The organism is Candidatus Thermoplasmatota archaeon (assembly GCA_035540375.1).
In the GTDB taxonomy this organism is placed as follows: Archaea; Thermoplasmatota; SW-10-69-26; order JACQPN01; family JAJPHT01; genus DATLGO01.
Genome location: DATLGO010000110.1, coordinates 23,411 through 40,041 on the forward strand (window position 1 = coordinate 23,411; position 16,631 = coordinate 40,041).

The 16,631-nt window shown below is 69.8% G+C and carries 19 protein-coding genes; 12 read left to right on the forward strand and 7 right to left on the reverse strand.

Features of this window, described 5'->3' with window-relative positions:
• Positions 1–19: 19 nt before the first annotated feature.
• Genes mgtE through eif1A form a run of 4 tightly spaced genes read right to left on the reverse strand, consistent with a single transcriptional unit; the run spans position 20 to position 3,249 of the window.
• Complete coding sequence (gene mgtE, locus VM889_14815; GenBank protein HVL49825.1) at positions 20–1,360, reverse strand: magnesium transporter; 1,341 nt, start codon at positions 1,358–1,360, stop codon at positions 20–22.
• 50 nt (positions 1,361–1,410) lie between these two features.
• Positions 1,411–1,956 (reverse strand): KH domain-containing protein, encoded by a 546-nt coding sequence (locus VM889_14820; GenBank protein ID HVL49826.1) that lies wholly within the window; start codon positions 1,954–1,956, stop codon positions 1,411–1,413.
• 1 nt (position 1,957) lies between these two features.
• Positions 1,958–2,851, reverse strand: coding sequence for a serine protein kinase RIO (locus VM889_14825; GenBank protein HVL49827.1), 894 nt, complete (start codon positions 2,849–2,851; stop codon positions 1,958–1,960).
• A gap of 53 nt (positions 2,852–2,904) precedes the next feature.
• Positions 2,905–3,249 (reverse strand): translation initiation factor eIF-1A, encoded by a 345-nt coding sequence (gene eif1A, locus VM889_14830; protein ID HVL49828.1) that lies wholly within the window; start codon positions 3,247–3,249, stop codon positions 2,905–2,907.
• Positions 3,250–3,485: 236 nt separating this feature from the next.
• On the opposite strand from eif1A, the gene VM889_14835 reads away from it, so the two are divergent.
• The 3 genes from VM889_14835 (at position 3,486) to VM889_14845 (ending at position 7,615) form a co-directional block, all read left to right on the forward strand.
• Positions 3,486–5,150, forward strand: a complete 1,665-nt coding sequence (locus VM889_14835) for a hypothetical protein (protein ID HVL49829.1) — start codon at positions 3,486–3,488, stop codon at positions 5,148–5,150.
• A gap of 64 nt (positions 5,151–5,214) precedes the next feature.
• Entirely contained in the window at positions 5,215–6,615 is a 1,401-nt protein-coding gene (locus VM889_14840; GenBank protein ID HVL49830.1) for a hypothetical protein, read from the forward strand.
• A 514-nt stretch (positions 6,616–7,129) separates the two neighbouring features.
• Positions 7,130–7,615: a 50S ribosomal protein L11 gene (locus VM889_14845; GenBank protein ID HVL49831.1), complete on the forward strand. Its 486-nt coding sequence runs from the start codon at positions 7,130–7,132 to the stop codon at positions 7,613–7,615.
• A 440-nt stretch (positions 7,616–8,055) separates the two neighbouring features.
• Here the strand turns inward: VM889_14845 and VM889_14850 are convergent, their stop codons facing one another.
• Complete coding sequence (locus VM889_14850) at positions 8,056–8,739, reverse strand: hypothetical protein (protein ID HVL49832.1); 684 nt, start codon at positions 8,737–8,739, stop codon at positions 8,056–8,058.
• A 108-nt stretch (positions 8,740–8,847) separates the two neighbouring features.
• Between VM889_14850 and VM889_14855 the strand changes: the two genes are divergently transcribed.
• Both VM889_14855 and VM889_14860 read left to right on the forward strand, forming a co-directional pair.
• Positions 8,848–9,621, forward strand: coding sequence for an inositol monophosphatase family protein (locus VM889_14855; GenBank protein ID HVL49833.1), 774 nt, complete (start codon positions 8,848–8,850; stop codon positions 9,619–9,621).
• Entirely contained in the window at positions 9,618–10,430 is an 813-nt protein-coding gene (locus VM889_14860; GenBank protein HVL49834.1) for an NAD(+)/NADH kinase, read from the forward strand. The genes VM889_14855 and VM889_14860 overlap by 4 nt, the downstream gene beginning before the upstream one ends.
• On the opposite strand, the gene VM889_14865 is transcribed toward VM889_14860, so the two are convergent.
• A complete protein-coding gene (locus tag VM889_14865; GenBank protein ID HVL49835.1) occupies positions 10,431–10,892 on the reverse strand; it encodes a hypothetical protein in 462 nt (153 codons plus the stop codon).
• A 111-nt stretch (positions 10,893–11,003) separates the two neighbouring features.
• On the opposite strand from VM889_14865, the gene VM889_14870 reads away from it, so the two are divergent.
• The 6 genes from VM889_14870 (at position 11,004) to VM889_14895 (ending at position 14,228) form a co-directional block, all read left to right on the forward strand.
• Positions 11,004–11,504 (forward strand): Mov34/MPN/PAD-1 family protein, encoded by a 501-nt coding sequence (locus VM889_14870; GenBank protein ID HVL49836.1) that lies wholly within the window; start codon positions 11,004–11,006, stop codon positions 11,502–11,504.
• Complete coding sequence (locus VM889_14875; protein ID HVL49837.1) at positions 11,501–11,830, forward strand: hypothetical protein; 330 nt, start codon at positions 11,501–11,503, stop codon at positions 11,828–11,830. The genes VM889_14870 and VM889_14875 overlap by 4 nt, the downstream gene beginning before the upstream one ends.
• 4 nt (positions 11,831–11,834) lie before the next feature.
• Positions 11,835–12,053 carry a PspC domain-containing protein gene (locus VM889_14880; GenBank protein ID HVL49838.1) on the forward strand — a complete coding sequence of 73 codons (219 nt, stop codon included), beginning with the start codon at positions 11,835–11,837 and terminating at the stop codon, positions 12,051–12,053.
• 26 nt (positions 12,054–12,079) lie between these two features.
• Positions 12,080–13,117: a YkgJ family cysteine cluster protein gene (locus tag VM889_14885; protein HVL49839.1), complete on the forward strand. Its 1,038-nt coding sequence runs from the start codon at positions 12,080–12,082 to the stop codon at positions 13,115–13,117.
• A gap of 44 nt (positions 13,118–13,161) precedes the next feature.
• Positions 13,162–13,575, forward strand: a complete 414-nt coding sequence (locus VM889_14890) for a GNAT family N-acetyltransferase (protein ID HVL49840.1) — start codon at positions 13,162–13,164, stop codon at positions 13,573–13,575.
• A gap of 80 nt (positions 13,576–13,655) precedes the next feature.
• Positions 13,656–14,228 carry an archaellin/type IV pilin N-terminal domain-containing protein gene (locus tag VM889_14895; protein ID HVL49841.1) on the forward strand — a complete coding sequence of 191 codons (573 nt, stop codon included), beginning with the start codon at positions 13,656–13,658 and terminating at the stop codon, positions 14,226–14,228.
• Here the strand turns inward: VM889_14895 and VM889_14900 are convergent.
• Complete coding sequence (locus tag VM889_14900) at positions 14,209–15,684, reverse strand: hypothetical protein (protein ID HVL49842.1); 1,476 nt, start codon at positions 15,682–15,684, stop codon at positions 14,209–14,211. The two genes, VM889_14895 and VM889_14900, sit on opposite strands and share 20 nt — an antisense overlap.
• Before the next feature lie 190 nt (positions 15,685–15,874).
• Between VM889_14900 and VM889_14905 the strand changes: the two genes are divergently transcribed.
• On the forward strand, positions 15,875–16,471 hold the full coding sequence (locus tag VM889_14905; protein ID HVL49843.1) for a type 1 glutamine amidotransferase: 597 nt from the start codon (positions 15,875–15,877) through the stop codon (positions 16,469–16,471).
• Positions 16,472–16,631: the final 160 nt, after the last annotated feature.

Genomic DNA, 16,631 nt, shown 5'->3' on the forward strand with positions numbered 1-16,631 from the left:
CTGGTACGAACGCCGATCCTCACGCCGATGCGAAGACCCACGTCGCGATGGAGAAGTAGATGACAAGGCCCGTGACGTCGGTGAGCGACGTGACGAGCGGGCTCGATGCGACGGCGGGATCGACCTTCGCCTTGGACAGGAGGAAGGGAAGGGCCATACCGAGCAGGTTCGCCGCGAGGACGATCGCGATCATGGTAAGCCCGACGACGAGGCCGATCGTCCAGCCTCCCCTCAGGAATCCCACGAGCGACGAAAAGACCCCGAGCGTGGCTCCGAGAAGAACGCCGACGGCGAGCTCCTTGCCGAACGTGCTCGCCCATTCGGCCATCTTGACGTCCTGCGTCGCGAGCGCGCGCATCATGAGCGCGGCCGACTGGGACCCCGTATTCCCGCCGCTCGCGAGGAGGAGGGGGATGAACACCGCGAGCGCGATCGCCGCCTGAAGCGTCGATTCGTACGCGGCGATGACGCCGCTCGAAAGGATGCTGAGGACGACGAGCGCGATGAGCCAGACGACCCGGCGCCGGTAGAGGACCCAGACGCCCGCGCGCTTGTAGCTCATCTTCAGGGGCTCGATGGAGGCCGCCTTCTGGATGTCCTCCGTCGCCTCCTCCTCGGCAACGTCGAGGAGGTCGTCGGATGAAAGCACGCCCACGAGACGCCGATCCGCGCTCACGACCGGAAGCGCGCCGAAGTCGTATTGCGCGAGCGTCCGCGCGGCCTCCTCCTGATCGGCAATGGCGGGGACGGCGATGACGTTGGCCTGCATGAACTCCGAAACGGAGGCCGCGGGAGGAGCGAGGATGACGTCGCGCAGCGAGGTCACGCCCGCGAGGCGGCCGTGCCGGTCGACGACATACACGTCCTGCGCCACCTCGGCCTCCTTGCCGACCGCGCGGATGTGGTCGAGGATGCGCGCCGCCGTCCAGTGCTCCCGGACCGCGATGTAGGCGGTCGTCATGCGGCCGCCCGCGCTCGATTCCGGGTACGTGAGCAGCTCGCGCACTTTCGCGGTCTGCTCGTCGGAAAGGAGCCGGAGCACGTAGGAGGCCTGGCGGGGGTGGATGGAACCGACGAGGTCCACGAGCGCGTCGTCGCTCATCGCTTCGAGGACCGGCTTTGCGGTCGCCTCTCCGATCGCGACGAGGAGATCGTGCTGCTCGTCAATATCGAGGTGCTCGAGCGTCCCCGCGGCGAGGCCGGGGGGAAGGAGCGAGAGGAGCGCGGGCTGCCGGGTCTCCTCGAGGTCGCGGAGGACCTCCGCGACGTCGAAGGGCTGCAGCTCCTCGAAGACCTCCTCCGGTATGGGGCGCGGGGCGTCGATGAGCCCCAGGATGCGCGCGCGGAGGATGTCGTCCATCTCGTGCCCGGGAACCCGGCGGGCTCACTTAACGATGCCGAGACGCCGGCTCAGAGGCCCATGTCGTGGAGGCGCAGCTCCTTCCGCTTGCGCTCGAGGAACTTGTAGACCGTCGCGTGGCTCGCGCCCGCAAGGAGCATCTCGACCGCTTCGCGCGCGAGGGCGACCTCGGCGACGTCGCCGACGATGCCGACGGTCTTGCCGAAGATGCTCACCTGCACGCCGGTCGCCTCCTCGATCGAGCGGCGCGTCTTGCCGCCCGTGCCGATGATGCGCGCGCGGACGCGCTCGATGTCCTTGCGCGCCTTGCCGACGTGGTCGGTGATGTCGATGATCTCGAGATACGAATCGTCCTGGAACAGGCGGAAGGCGTGCTCGGGCGAGAAGCCGCGGCCGATCGCCTTCACGACGTCGCGGACCTTGAGCGAGAGGACGGGCTCGAAGGCCTTCTCGTCGTCGATCGTGATGTCGCCGCTTTCGGAGTCGACGCCAAGGTAACATCCGCTCCGGTCCTCGATCTCGCGCTTGACTTTCCCGTCCGGGCCGACGAGCGCGCCGACGCGGTTCTGGGGGATCTTGATGACGATGATCGTCACGTCAGTCGTCCTCCTCTTCTTCGTCGTCGTCCTTGACTTCGACGGGGTCGGGGCCGCGGAGGTCGGCCTTGACCGCGTCGGGCGAGAGCTTGAGCCCCTGCTTCGTGAAATATCGCGCGACGTTCTTCGCGTCGCGCTCGAGCAGCTCGCGCGCGAACGGGTGCCGGACGAGCACCGATTGCGCGACGTCGATGATGACGAGCTCGTCGCCGGCGGGGCAGCCGGTCCCCGCCTTGTGGTGGTGCAGGATGTTGAACTCCGAGAGGTCGCCGTGCACGAGGCCCGCGTCGCGATACATGCGGCGGTAGTTCGCGACGATCGCGTCGTACGCCTTCTGCGCGTCGTCGAAGGGACGGTCCTTCACGAGCGGCGCGGGCGTGCCCTCGGTCCCCACGAACTCCATGATGACGACGTTCGCGAGATGCGCCTGCGGAATCGGCGCGCGGACGCCGGCCTCGACGAGGCGTTGGAGATTCTTGTATTCCTTCTGCGCCCACACGTGCACGAGGTCGCGGTGTCCGCGCCCGATCTTGCCGAAGCGAGGGTCGCCCTCGATGTAGGGCATGAGGTTGTGGAACGTCGCGGTGTTCGTGCGGTAGATCTTGACCGCGACGCTCGAGCCGTCCGCCGCGGTCGCGTGGAAGACGTTGCCTTCCTTGCCCGTCGAGACGGGGTAGTCGAGCGTCTGGATGAAGCCGCGCGTGATGAAACGGTACAGGACGAGCAGCGTCGCGTGGTCGAAGACCTCGTCGAGGGTCTTGCGCTCCTCGTCCTCCTTGCCCTTGTTCGGTCCGCGCAGGCGCTCGATGCCGCCTTCGACGACGTCGAGCCAATCCTCCGGGAGGTCGGGGTCCGCGTCGCCGCCGCCGGTCGCCCGGTGACGGACCTCGCGCACGCGGGGCAGGGCTCAGCCCTCCTGGGAATCGACGTCGGAGGGCATGAGAACCACTAGAAGACGTCGATCTGCTTGGGGATGATCTCGCGGCGCGAGAGCCACGCCGCCTGCGTCTTCGTGTATCGCCAAACCACGTCCGCCTTCTCGTTCTGGAAGCTCCAGGGCTTCACGATGACGAGGTCGCCTTCGCGGATCCACATGCGGCGCTTCATCTTGCCGGGGATGCGCGCGACGCGGCTGTTGCCGTCCTCGCACATGACCTTGAGACGGGAGCCGCCCAGGAGCTGGTCCGCGATGCCGAAGAGCTCTCCGAGCTTCTTGTCGGGGAGCCTGACGCGAACAATCTCCTCGCCCTCCAGGTCGGGGGCTTCAAAGGCTTCGTCATCGGGCCCGGGCATCGGCCGTGCTATGCCCGGTCCGTATTTAAGAGTTTATGGCTGGCCCGGGGGATGCGTGACGCGCGCCCCGTCCGCTCGGACACGGACAGGCCGACATCGCCGGAAAGGGTTCAGGCGCCTGAAGCCCCATCCCCGGCGCGGGAGGCTTCACCCTGCAGTCCCGCGTTTCGCGCCTCGCCGCCGCCCTCGCCGCGCTTCTCGTCGCCGCCGCCGTCGTCCACGCGGACCCGGCGGACGTGCGTCGCGAGACGAACGAGAACCGCCACGCGACGAACGACGCCGCGGGTCAGCGCACATGCCTCGTCGAAGCGATGAACGACGCCCCTTCCCCCGCTTGTCCGTTCGAGACTTTCGCGGGCGCCTTCGGCCCGCACGAGGGATACCTCGTGCTCGACGTCTTCAACGGCTACTACGGCCCGGCGCGCGCGCCGGACCCCGCGGCCCTCGAACGCGGCGACGCCGCGGCCTTCGTGTTCGGCGCGCAGCCCGGGTCGCACATGAACCTCCACCGCGCGTCGGGCGGCCTCTTCGCCGAAGCGCTCCTCCCCGGCCCCGCGTGGTGGCGCGCGTGGTACGGACCGTGGGAGGATCGCGACGGCGACGACATGATCGACTTCCGGCCGCGTTTCCAGGGTAGCGCAGTCGTTGGCATGGAGCCCGACAACGAGTGGATCCCCCTTCAAGGCTCCACCGAGACGATGTACGCGTGGGTCGAGCCCGGCGCGCACCAACCCGCCTACGCGACGCACGCGCCCGGCCCCGACCAGCCCGACTTCGACTTCAAGCCGTCCGCGAACTCGCTCTGGTCGAGCACGAGCGGTCCGACCACGACGTTCTACGACGGGTCCGTCCTCACGACGTACACGATGGTCACGGTGACGAACCCGACGCTCGCGCCGAGCTGCGACGAGCGGGGTTGCCGACCCTACACGCCATCGACCCGCTCGCGCGCGGACATCGACGTCTACGCCTCCCTCGCGCCGGGACCCGTCTCCGCGCTCTACGAGGCGTTCGCGACCGGCACGGTGCACACGCTCCCCGCGCCCGGCTTCGCGCTCTGCCCGCGCGGATGCGCGGGACCGCCCGTGCCCGTCGACGGCGCGGCCCGGCCGTACGCCGGGCTCGTCGAAGGCGCGGTCTACGCGCCCTACGCCCAGGAGACCTCGATCGATCCCGGCGACGCGCGGCAGGCGTCGCACGCCTCCGGGGACGCGGCGCGTTTCCGGGAAGGCTTCCGCGCATGGATCGACCTTGTGCCCACCGTCGGCGTCGGCGACCGGCAGTTCCTCATGCCCGGCCGCGCGGACGACGGGCGCCCCACCATGATGCCCGGCAAGCTTTCCTGGAGCGTCATCGTGGGCGTGTGGTTCGACGCGAACGAGGACGGGTTCATCGGCGCCGTCGAGCGCGCCGATCCCTACAAGTCCGGCACGAATCCGTGGCCCGACGACTACGGGAACGCGCTCGGCGAATTCCTCCCGCACACCGTCGTGAACCCGCTCGGCCCCATCTCCGCCGATCCGAAGGAGATCTTCTGGGTCACGCTCACGCCCGACGACACGTGGGGCCCCGCGGGCGTGTTCATCGGCACGGGCGCGGGCAACCCGATGCCCGTCACGACGTCCACGAACCCGCCCGGCGCCGAGGCGCGACCCCCATCGGAGTGGCACGTCACGGGAACCGAGAAGGCCCGCTTCCCGCTGCGCCTCTCAACGACGGCGCCGGGCGTCTACCTCTCGACGCTCCACGTCTGGATGCCGCAGGGTAGCCCCGGCTTCACGCTGTGCACGCCCACGCCCGCCGACACGGGCGGCGCGCTCATCCTTGAGATGCAGCAGGACGGCGTCGACGTCGACGAGCGCGTGTGGGACTGCGATCACCTGCCGCGTTGGACGCGGTGATGGACAAGAGGGCGGCCACAGTCTTTATGAAACCTTCCGGGGGTGGAGGCGCGAGGCTGACCCCTTGACCCCGCCCCGTCCCCTCCTCCTCGCGAGCGCGCTCGCGCTCCTTGCCCTCGCCTTCGCCGGCTGCATCGCGACCCCGAGCGGTCCCGAAGTCCAGCCCGCGGGCGACGCGGAGGTTCCGGCCTTCGAGCCGTTCACCGTTCCGAAGCCCGATTTCGACTTCTCGAAGCTCGTGGACCCGGACCACGGCCCCGCGCACGCGGTCCCGACCATCCACGCGGGCTCGCACGGCTTGACGCTCGTCGGCCACACGGGCGTCGGCGGCATCCTGCCCCCGGGCGTCCGCGGGAGCATCACGCAGATCGACGTCCAGGGCAATTGGACCGTCGTCTCCGGCATGGAGGGCGGCCTCGCATTCGTCATCCTCGACACCTCCGACCCGAAGGCCCCGAAGCCGGTCTCCTGGGTCCCCTCGGCCGCGGACGGCTGGACGGCGCGCTTCAGCGACGACGGGGAGTACGTCTTCTACGGTTGCCAGATGGTCCTCCCGACGGCCGTCGTCGTCGGCGACTGCCGCGACGCGACCGCGCCGCACGCCCCGAGCACCCCGCCGTCGGGCATCGCGGTCTACGACGTGAAGGACAAGGCGAAGCCCAAGCTCGTGGACTTCCTGCCCACGGCCGGGTCGCACAACATCCAGGTCGCGACGATCGACGGCGTGGACTACGTGTTCACGAGCGCCGTCACGATCCTCAAGTTCGACCGCGCCGAAGGCAAGCTCACGGAGATCGCCAAGGTCCCGGGCCGCCACGACGCTTCCGTCGCGAAGCACCCGATCACGGGCGACTGGATCCTCTACACGGGCACGAAGGAACTCGCGATCTACAAGGTCAACGACCCCGCCTCCCCGGAGCTCCTTCACCAGGGCGCCGTCGGCGACTTCGCCGGGTGGCACGAGCAGACGCCCATCCCAGGCCTTATCAACGGGCGCGCCGTGATCGCGGTCGGCGGCGAGCAGTATGCGGACATCCAGGGCTTCGCGGACCGCGTCGGCCTCATCGACGTCACGGACCCCGCGAAGCCGGAAGCCCTCGGCACGTGGAAGCCGCCGTTCGCCCCGCGGCTCCCGTGGGCGAGCTACATGTACAGCATCCACGAGATGGCCGCGACGCCGCAGGGCCAGCTCGCGGTCTCGTGGTACCACGGCGGCGTGTGGGTCATCGACATCTCGAACGAGACGCGCCTCAAGGAGCCCGTCACGGTCGCGGCCTACATGCCCTCGAAGCCGATCAACGTCCTCCCCTCGACGTTCTTCCAAACGCCGGCCCCGCTCGTGCCGTTCGTGTGGAGCGCCGCGTGGGACGCGCGCGGGTACCTCCTCATCCCCGACATGCACACCGGCGTGTACGTGCTCGAGCCGGCGTGGGGGCTGCGGGACGTCGTCGACGGCGGCGCGTGAGGGCGCTCACGCAGTCCACACGACGACCCGGCGCGATGTGGCGAGAACCCGGGCATCGAACCCGTCGCCCCGTCCCCAGCAACTGCCCTCAGAGCGTCCGCTCCATGAACACAAGTGTTTCTGGAAGTCGAGCGGGATCTCGCTTCCTGAATAAGATTGGAATCCCGCCGCCCGGTACACCCCATGCGCCCGCGTCTTGTACGCCGAGCGGTTCGTTCGCCCATTGGAGGTCGTCCCAGAACAGAGCGCGAAGCGCGGCGCGGTCCTCGCGTCATAATTCGCCGCAACGCGGCCCTCCACCCGGTCCCGGTCCCGGACCCGGTCCCGGACCCGGGCCCGAATCCCGGTCCCGGCCCCGACTCCCGAGACCCGGCGCCCGTCACCCCGTTTCCCGCCTCCAAAACCTATAAAACACTCCGCCGCCTGCAACGCTTGCTCTCTCCATCCCCCTCAGCCCCTTCGCGCTCGCGAGGGGACCGAGCACCTTCGGGGTGGGAGCAGGAGCCACACAACCATGGCACAAGTCATCGAAGTTCTGGTGGATGGCGGGAAGGCGTCGGCCGGCCCGCCGCTCGGCCCCGCGCTCGGACCGCTCGGCGTGAACGTCATGAAGGTCGTTCAGGCCATCAACGAGAAGACCCGCGACTTCTCGGGCATGAAGGTCCCGATCAAGCTCACGGTGGACCCGAAGACGAAGGACTTCGAGATCACGGTCGGCACGCCCCCGACGTCGGCGCTCCTCATCTCGGAGCTCGGCATCGCGAAGGGCTCCGGCGACATGAAGAACGTGAAGGTCGGGAACCTCACGATCCCGCAGGCGATCAAGGTCGCCCGCATGAAGCAGGACGCGCTCCTCGGCGCGACGCTCAAGAAGAAGGTCAAGGAAGTCCTCGGCACGTGCGTCTCGATGGGCATCACCGTCGAGGGCCAGGACCCCCGCGTCGTCCAGAAGGCCATCGAGGCCGGCGAGTACGACGCGATCTTCAACAAGGAAAAGTAGGACTTTCAGCGCCACTCCGTCGCACGGGCCTTCGGGCCCGTGCGACTCCGTGCCAAAGGAGGGGGCTATCCGCCCCCTCCTCTGGACTCCGCACGAACCTGCGGGTTCGTGCTCGCCGCGGCGTTCCGCCGAACGCAAGGCGAAGACGTTCCGCAGAACGTCGCCGCCGCGGCGGCGTAACGCCGCGGCCCCTCCCGTGGACCAGGGGGCTGCCGCCCCCTGGACCCCCGACCCAAACCCGCGTCGTGTCCTCTATCGGCGTGGATCTTGTTTTCACTCTCTGACTCGTACTCACACGGCGCGCTTCGCGGCGGAGGAGTTCTTCCCGGCGGCCGTTCCGATCGGCTTCGTGAGGCGGCCGTACTTGCGGCGGGGCATGACGCCGCGATGGACTCGAGACGACAAAAGCGGATCAGTCGAAGCGATGCTTCCCGTCGAGTTCAGACCGCCCGGTCGAGCTCGACGACGAGCTTCGCGGCGCGCTCGCGCACGAGCGGCGAGGGGTGGCCGCGCAGCGGGGCGACGGCGTCGCGGACCGCTTTGCGGGCGTCGGCCGCGCCGGGGCCGCGCGCGAGGTCGGCCGCGGCGAGGAGGAGCGCCTTCGCGACGGGCTCGCGGGGCTTGCCCGAGAGGCCCTTCGAGAGAAGCGGAAGGATGGCGGCGCTGCGCTCGGGGCTCGTCCCGCCCCAGCGGCCGAGCACCATGTAGACGGCTTCGGCGAGCTCGGGCTTCGGGCGCTTCGAAAGCACCGCTTCGAGCACGCGCACGCCGTCGCCGTCGAGGCTCGCGGGGGCGAGCGGCACGATGTCGTTGAAGGCGCGCAGGATCGCCTCCATCGCGCGAGAGTCCCCCTGGGAGGACGCGATGCCCGCGACGAAGACGGCCGCGTGCGGGGCGAGGTCGGCCGAGTGCGCGGGGGCAATCTCCTGGAGCGCCTCGGCTGCGCCGGCCTTCACGTTGGGCTTGTCATGGTTGAGAAGCGGCACGACGCGCGGAAGGAGCGCCACGTCGGCCTTGAGCGCGTCGGCGAGGATCTTCGCCCCGCCCTTCGACCCGTTCATGGCGCGCTGCACGAACGCGTCCACGGGGTCGTCCGGGACCTTGCTTTCCCGCTCCACCGGCACGCGCCTCCAAGACCCTCGGGGGTTCATGAGCTTGTCGAGTTTTCCGACAGGGAGCGGGCCCACGGCCGCAAGGGAGGAAGTTTATGCCCGACGCGCCCATGTCGAAGCGTGCACCCGGACGTGGAGGCGCTCACCGCCATCGCGCGCGAAGTCGCGGGCGCGGTTCGCGCAGCGCCGGTGGACGGATTCGGCCGCGTCGTCGGCATGGGCGCGGACGGCACGTTCACGAAGGCCGTGGACAGCCTCGCGGAGGCGATCATCCTCAAGCACGCCGAGCGGCGGGGCTGGAACGTGCTCTCGGAGGAGGCGGGGGAGGTCGCCTACGGCGGCGACCGGCTCCTCGTCGTGGACCCGATCGACGGGACGACGAACGCGAGCCGCGGCATCCCGCTCTATTGCATCTCGCTCGCGCTCGGGCGCAGGCGCCTCTCCGACGTGGATTGCGGCGTGGTGCTGAACGTCGCGACGGGCGACGTGTACGCCGGGGTGCGCGGCCGCGGCGCGACCCTGAACGGCGAGCGCATCCGCACGCGGCCCTACGATCCGGACGACCTCCTCGTCGCGCCCACGCTCGGCAAGTACGCGGGCCCGAAGGCCATCGCGCTCGCGCGGCTTCCCTTCAACGTCCGCTCGTTCGGCGCTGCCGCGCTCGAGATGTGCTTCGTCGCCTCGGGCGGGCTCGACCTCTACTTCTACGCGCCGGAGCGCATGCGCGTCATCGACGTCGCCGCCTCGACGCTCATCGTCCGCGAGGCCGGCGGCCGCGTGCTCGACGCGCACGGCGCGGAGCTCGAGATGGATCTGTCGCTCAAGCCCCGCACGAGCGTGGTGGCGGCCTCGGGTCCCGAGATGCTCTCGGCGATGGAAGGGGTGCTCACGTGAGGATCGGCATCGCGACGAAGCCCGACGACCCGCGCCGCGTGAAGATCGCGCGGCACGTCCACGATTACCTCGCGGGCAAGGCGGACCTCGTCGTCCAGCCGGAGGTCGCGAAGCAGTTCGACGGCGTGAACGTCGCGGCGCAACCCATCGAGGACATGCGCGTGGACGCGATCGTCGCGGTCGGCGGCGACGGGACGCTTCTCCACACGCTGCAGCTCAACCCCGCGCCGATCTTCGGCATCAACGTGGGCGAGCTGGGCTTCCTCACGGAGATCGAGCCGATCGAGCTTTCCGACGGACTCAACCGCCTCCTCTCGGGCGACTACTTCGTCGAGAGTCGCCTGAAGCTCAGCGTCACGCTCAACGGCAAGGCGCTCCCGAACGCGACGAACGAGGTCGTCGTGAAGTCGAAGCGCGTGAGCAAACTCGTGTCGTTCGACCTCGCCTGGGGCGAATGGGACCGGCTCGCGATCCGCGCGGACGGCCTCATCGTCTCCACGCCCACGGGCTCGACCTCGTACGCGATGAGCGCGGGCGGACCCATCGTGGATCCCCGCGTCGACGGCATGATCGTCGTCCCGCTTGCCGCCTTCAGCCTCGCGTCGCGACCCATGGTTCTCCCGAGCACCGTCGATCTCGCGATCCGGATGCTCCACCGCGAGAAGGAGGCGATCGTCGTGGTGGATGGTCAGTTCGAGCAGGACATGAGCCCCGATGACGAGCTGCACGTCGGCGCTTCGCGCGAACGCGCGAGGTTCATCCGGTTCCGCAACCAGTTCATGACGCGGCTTCGCGAACGCCTGCGCTGATCAGCGCTCGACGTCGACCGTGGACCATCGCTTCGCCTCGGAAGCGGGCACGGGGCCTTCGAGGATGCCCTGCTTCTCCCACGTGTCGTAGATGGCGCGCAGGTAACGGCGCCACACCGCGCGAGGCACGCGGACCCGACGATCCTTGTACCAGGCAAGGACGTCGCGGTTGCCTTTGGATGCCCGGCAGCTTTCGCAGGCGGGGACGAGGTTGGAAGCGACTTCCAGGCCTCCCTTTTCCAACGGAACGAGCCACTCGCCTCCCGGCGCCGCTTCGATCCCGTCGAAAAGGCAGCGCGCGGGGTCCTCGACTTCATCGAAGCGCAGAGGTCCCACGCGGAGGGTCTTGACGCGATCGAGGATGAACCTCGCGTCCCCGGGACGGCGCGCGGCGACGGCCTCGAGCTTCGCGGCCTCGTAACAGAGGAGGTCGCGGCACGTCTTCACGTACGCGGGCGGCATGGAGACCCTCCCGCACTCCGAGACGACCCACCCTGCATAGCTTTGCCGATGGTTTGAGGGCATTCCCGCCGTTTCGGAAGCTATTTCGCGCGGCGCCGCGTCCCCCGGATCGTGGGTTTCCTGCGGCGTCTCAAGCGCTTTTTCGGCTCCACGACGCCCGAGGATCACGCGCCCGACCCCGCCGCGGAACGCTTCGCGGACGAGACCGAGGACGAAGAACCGGAATATGTCCGCAAAGTCACCAAGATCCGCCGCGACGTCCTCGAGATGGTGTTCGAGGCCGCGAAGGCTTCGCATCCGCACGAGTTCGGCGGGACGCTGCGCGCGGAGGGCGACACGGTGACGGAGCTCATCCTCGTCCCCGCGACCATCGGGGGCGAGCGCCACGCGCTCCTTCCGCTCTACAACCTGCCGGTCGACCCCTCGATCATCGGAACCGTGCACAGCCACCCGAGCCCGTACGCGATCCCGAGCGACGCGGACCTCAGCCTCTTCCGGTATTTCGGCCACACGCACGTCATCGTCGCGAACCCATACCGCCACGGCACGTGGCGCGCGTACGATCACGGCGGACGCGAGATCGAACTCGAGATTGTCGAGGACTCGTTTTGACCGAGGACGTCGCGCTCCGCGCGCTCGGCGCCCTCGTCCTGGGGGGCCTCGCCTTCGCCGTCGTGCCGATGGGCTTCCTCGCCTGGCTCATGCTCAAACGGGAGGACGTCCCCTCGCTCACGGCCCTCGGATTCGCCGCCTTGGTCCTCGTGGCGGAGATCATGTCATCCGGCATCGCGCGGCCGCCCCCCGAGATGGCGGGCCCGTGGACCCTCAGGACCGCGTTCGGGACCGCCTTCGTCCCCGGGATGGGGGCCATCGCGGCATATGGCCTCCTGCGCTACCATGAGCGGCGAAGGAGCCAAACGCGGGGAGGCCGATCCTGAGGCAATGAGCGAACCCAAGCGACTCTACCGCTCGCGGACCGATCGGGTGATCGGCGGCGTGTGCGGCGGCCTCGCAAAATATCTCGATGTGGACCCGACGATCGTCCGGCTCGTGACGGTGCTCGTGATCCTGTTCACCGCGCTCGTGCCGGGCGTCATCGCATACCTGGTCGCGCTCCTCGTCATGCCGGAGGAGCCGGCGGGCGCGGCTCAGCAAGGTTGATGCCCGGTCACGGGCCGTCACCGGTCGTGGACGTCGACCGCCGCGAGCTTCGCGGCAAGGCCTTCGCATGCCTCGATGGCTGCGGATTCTGCTGCACGTTCCAGCCGGAGGTCTCGTCCGCGGAGGCGCGCGCGCTCCGAACCCGCGTCACGCCGCTCAAGCTGTTGGCGCACGGCGATCGCTCGTACCTCGCGCTCCAGGGGGGGTGCGGCGCGTGCTCGCTCCTCAGGGACCGCAGCTGCACGGCCTATGAGGCGCGGCCGCTCCACTGCCGCACGTTCCCGTTCCACCTTTATTTCGGCGCGCGCGTCGAGGCGTACGTGAACTGGACGTGCCGCGGCGTCGAGTCGGCCCCGGGTTCGCTCGATGCGGCCTTCGAGGCGTCCATCGCGAGCGTGGCGCGCGAACGCCTCGCGACGCTCGTCGAGGAATCGCGCGCGAGCCACGCCGAGTTCCGTCGACGCGCGCGCCGCGCCCACGCCTGGGGAGACGCCGCGGCCGCGCTCGCGGGCATCGTCGCGCGCGGCGGCGAGACATTCACGAGCGAGGGACTCGAAGCCCTCGCCCGCGAAGGGGGCGTCGAGGCCACCTCGGCGGACCTCATGGAGGAGGCGCTCGAGCCTTTCGAGGAGCGCGACGTCGTGCGGCGCCCGTTCTACCTCGCGCCCGACCTCGCATGGCTCACGGGAGAACGCGACGGCGACGGGCTCCGCATCCTCTCGATGGACGAAGCCGGCGGGTTGACGCCACGTGGCCGCGTCGCCGGCCTCGATCATGCGCCCGATCTCGAAGCCTCCGCGCGCGAGGGCCTCGCCCGCATCCTCGCGGCGCTCGCGGAGCGCGACCATTTCGTCGGCTCCGCCTATCACCTCGTCGACGAGGCGCGCTACCGGCTCTCGGTCCAGGAGGCGGTGGCGCGACGGGCCGCGGAAGTCGCGACCGATCTCGTGGTGCGCCACCGCATCGTCACGGCGCTCGCCCCGGATCGCGATGCGGAGGACGAGACGCGCCGCTTCTACGACGCCGACTTCCTGGACGCGCCCACGATCGGAGGGTTTCTCTGACCGCCCGCGTCGTCGAGGCGCGTCCCGGCGACCTCGAACGGCTCCTGGCCCTCGAGCGGGCATGCTACCCGCCAGAAGTCGCCTACGACGTCGAGGATTACCGGTACGCGCTCGAGCGCGCGCGAAGCGTCAACCTGAAGCTTGTCGAGAAAGGCGAGCTCATCGGCTTTGTGGGGGCCTTCGTCCACGGCGGGTGGAAAGTCGGAACCATCTACACGGTGAACGTCCACCCCGAAGCCCGCGGGCGCGGCCTCGGAAAGCGTCTCCTCGCGACCATCGAGCGGCGCCTTGCGCGGGAAGGATGCCTCCGCGTGGTCCTCCAGGTGCATGTCGACAACAGGGCGGCGATCGCGCTTTACGAGGGCGCCGGGTACGAGCGGCTCCGTCTCCTGAGGAACTATTACCAGGTCTACGATCCGCCCCACGCCTATCTCTACGGGAAACCCATTCCGGAATGATTCGCCGAGGGGACCTCGGCCGACGGGCCACAAACGCGACTGTTATGTCCCCCCTCCGACCGAGCCTGTGCGGGAATCGAATGAAAGCGAACGCCGCTTCCCGTAAGATCGCCAACGACCGCGCCGAGGTCGGCGTCGGTACGCTGATCGTCTTCATCGCCATGGTGCTCGTGGCCGCTGTCGCCGCCGCCGTCCTGATCGGCACGTCTGGCCAACTGCAGCAGCGCGCGTCCCTCACGGGGAAGCAGGCGACGAACGAAGTCTCGTCGAACGTGCAGATCGTGGGTATCTACGGTACCCGCAACAGCACGTCGGCCGACATCTACCGCCTCAAGTACAACGTCGAACTCGCGGCGGGGGCGCCCCCGTCCGACCTTTCGAAGCTCGTCGTCCGATACTCGGACGGCGTGAACGTTCGGCACTACTCGGTCGACACCGCGCCGCTCTTCACGCTCACGTGGCTCCGCGGCGGCGACGGATCGAACGTCATCTCGCACGGCGACCTCGTCGAGGTCACCTTTGACACCCCGACGGCCCTTGCGCCGCGGAAGGCCATCCAGGTCGTCCTCCTCCCGGAGGTTGGCGCCCAGGTGTACGGCGACTTCACGACGCCGCCCACCTACGCGAACAACCTCAACGTCGACCTGCGCTGAGCCCTTCGCGGAAGATGCGCCGGAGGCCCGCCCCGATCCCGCGGGGCGGGCGCCACCCGCGCTCGTGCAGCGCGACCGCGCCGCGGTGGCGGCGAGGCTCGAAGCCGTTCGCCGAGCCTTCGAACCGCCACCCGCGCGCCACCAACGACGCAAGCGCGTGCTCCGCCTCGCCCTCGTCGAGCTTGAGGCGCGTGTCGCCCACGCGCGCCGCGAGCGCCCCCACGTCCTCGCTCCGGTACCGGATGCGCGTCGCGTCGAGGCCGTTCGCGCCGAGAAAGAGCAGGACGCCGAGGCATTTGGAGCAGCGCCCGCAGGGCACGACCGTCGTGTCCCCGCGTGCATCGCGGCGGATCGTCGTCGCGTGGCACGACGTCTGCGTCTCGAAAAGATCCGGGTAGCGCGTCCCCAGGAGGCCCTGGATCGCGTAGCACGTCAGCGGCCGCACGAGGCTCGTCTGCGCGACGCCCCAAGCCTTTCTTACGTAGTACTCCGAGGCCGCCGCGTCAAACTCGACGCTCTGGTCGTGGATCCCATGCCAGTGACGAACGCCCTTCACCTCCGGCCACGGCCCCTCGTCGTACTCGTTCCCCATCGCAAGCGTCCCCGCGCCGTCCGCCCAGAGGACGGGAAGCGCCGCGAGCTGGTAGTTGCTGAACGTCCAGAGCTGCGTCGGATAGACGTCGGCCGCGACGCGCTGGAAATCGGGCCGGACGCACGGGAGGATGCGGTTCGCGCCGACGTAGAGCCGGTCCACGTCCGTCCAGACCCTCCGCGCGCGCGGGTCCGCCGCTGAGAGGTGGCGCCAGCTCGTGAGGGCCGTGTGCCAGTGCCGCCCGGACTCGTTGACGAACACGGGATGCACCTCGCGCCCGAGCTCCCTCAGGAGGCCGTACGTGAGGAGCGACTCTTTGCCGCCGGAGGACAGCACCGCGAACCGGCCCGGGTCCGACGCGGGCGCGGCCTCGCCGCGCGGGGCGCGGTCGCGGCCCGCAACGAGCCTGGCGGTGCGCTCCACCATCGCGGGAACGAAATCCCCGACGGGCGTGTGGTACTCCGGGAGGATGAGCGGGTGCGGCGACTCCGTCGCGAAGCGGTTCAGCACCTGCTCGCGCGCCGTCACCGCGATCGCGCGCTCGATCCACGCGCGATCCTCCTTCGTGACCGCGTAGTCGAGCACGAGCCGCTTCGCGAAGAGCGCGTAGTTCACCGCGGGCGTCGCCGCGAGGACCCGCGCGTGGTTCGCCGCGCGCCACCCGTTCCCCACGACCGCGCGGTCGTAGCGGTAGCGCAGCGTGAAGCGCTTCACGCGTCCCTTCGCAGGGACGAACGCGATCGTCGTCTCGATCGCGCGCGGCGCGAGGCGCGGCTCCGCGACGCGCACCTCGTCGAAGAACGCAAGCGACGCGCCGGGGACCCCGCGAACGCCCCTGCCTCGCGCGCTCCGAGACGCCGACACGCGGCGCGATCGGGGGTGCCGGTCATGAAACTGCCGCCGGCGGCGTCGCGGGGTTCAAGCCCACGCCCCGCCGTGTGAAAGCCGTGCCCCCGTACCCGATCCTCGTCGTGCAGAACGCGCCCGCCGAGGCCCCGGGTCGCATCCTCGACGCGATCGCGGGCCGCGGGCTCCGCGCGCGCGTCCTCGAGGCGTGGCACGAACCCTCCCGAGCACCGTCTCGGGCCACCGCGGCCTCGTGGTGCTCGGCGGCCCGCAGGCCGCCTACGACCTCGACGGCGCCCCCTGGCTCCGTCGCGAGCTGGCCCTCGTCCGCGAAGCCCTGCAGACCCGCACCCCGTTTCTCGGCGTCTGCCTCGGCGCGCAGCTCGCGGCCGTCGCCGCCGGGGGCCGGGCGTTCAAGGGCCCCGCCCCGGGGATCGGCTTCGGCGAGGTGCGGCTCTCGGACGAAGGCCGGAAGGACGAGCTCTTCAACGTCCTCCCCGAGCGCTTCGAGGCCTTCCACTGCCACGGCGACGCTTACGCCCGGCCCGCGGACGCTCCGAACCTCGCCGTCTCGGACGCTGGCCTCGAGCAGGCCGCCCGCCTCGGCCCCTTCGCGTGGACGGTGCAGTTCCACTTGGAGACGACCCCCGCGATCCTCCGCGCCATGCTCGAGCGGGCGGACCTCGCCGCCCCCGGCGTCGAGGTGGACGCTGTCCTCGCCCACGCCGAGGTGGTCGAACCGGTTCAACGCCGCCTCGCCCACGACCTCTTCGACGGCTGGCTCGATATCGGCTGCATCGATTAAGAATCCCTGAAAACCCGGGCGGGCGGGCATCCACCCACCGTGGTCGTTGCGGTCGATATATCTTTCACGGGGGCCCATCGAGGCATGGGGTCGCGCGGGGACGCAGCCTCAACGCAGCCATACCCGAAGCATCGTCGCGGATCGGCAAGTCGCCTCCAAC

Coding starts and splice junctions, on each gene's coding strand:
- mgtE (HVL49825.1), bottom strand. CDS start 1,360: ATGGACGACATCCTCCGCGCGCGCATCCTGGGGCTCATCGACGCCCCG.
- eif1A (HVL49828.1), bottom strand. CDS start 3,249: ATGCCCGGGCCCGATGACGAAGCCTTTGAAGCCCCCGACCTGGAGGGC.
- VM889_14845 (HVL49831.1), top strand. CDS start 7,130: ATGGCACAAGTCATCGAAGTTCTGGTGGATGGCGGGAAGGCGTCGGCC.
- VM889_14865 (HVL49835.1), bottom strand. CDS start 10,892: ATGCCGCCCGCGTACGTGAAGACGTGCCGCGACCTCCTCTGTTACGAG.
- VM889_14880 (HVL49838.1), top strand. CDS start 11,835: ATGAGCGAACCCAAGCGACTCTACCGCTCGCGGACCGATCGGGTGATC.
- VM889_14895 (HVL49841.1), top strand. CDS start 13,656: ATGAAAGCGAACGCCGCTTCCCGTAAGATCGCCAACGACCGCGCCGAG.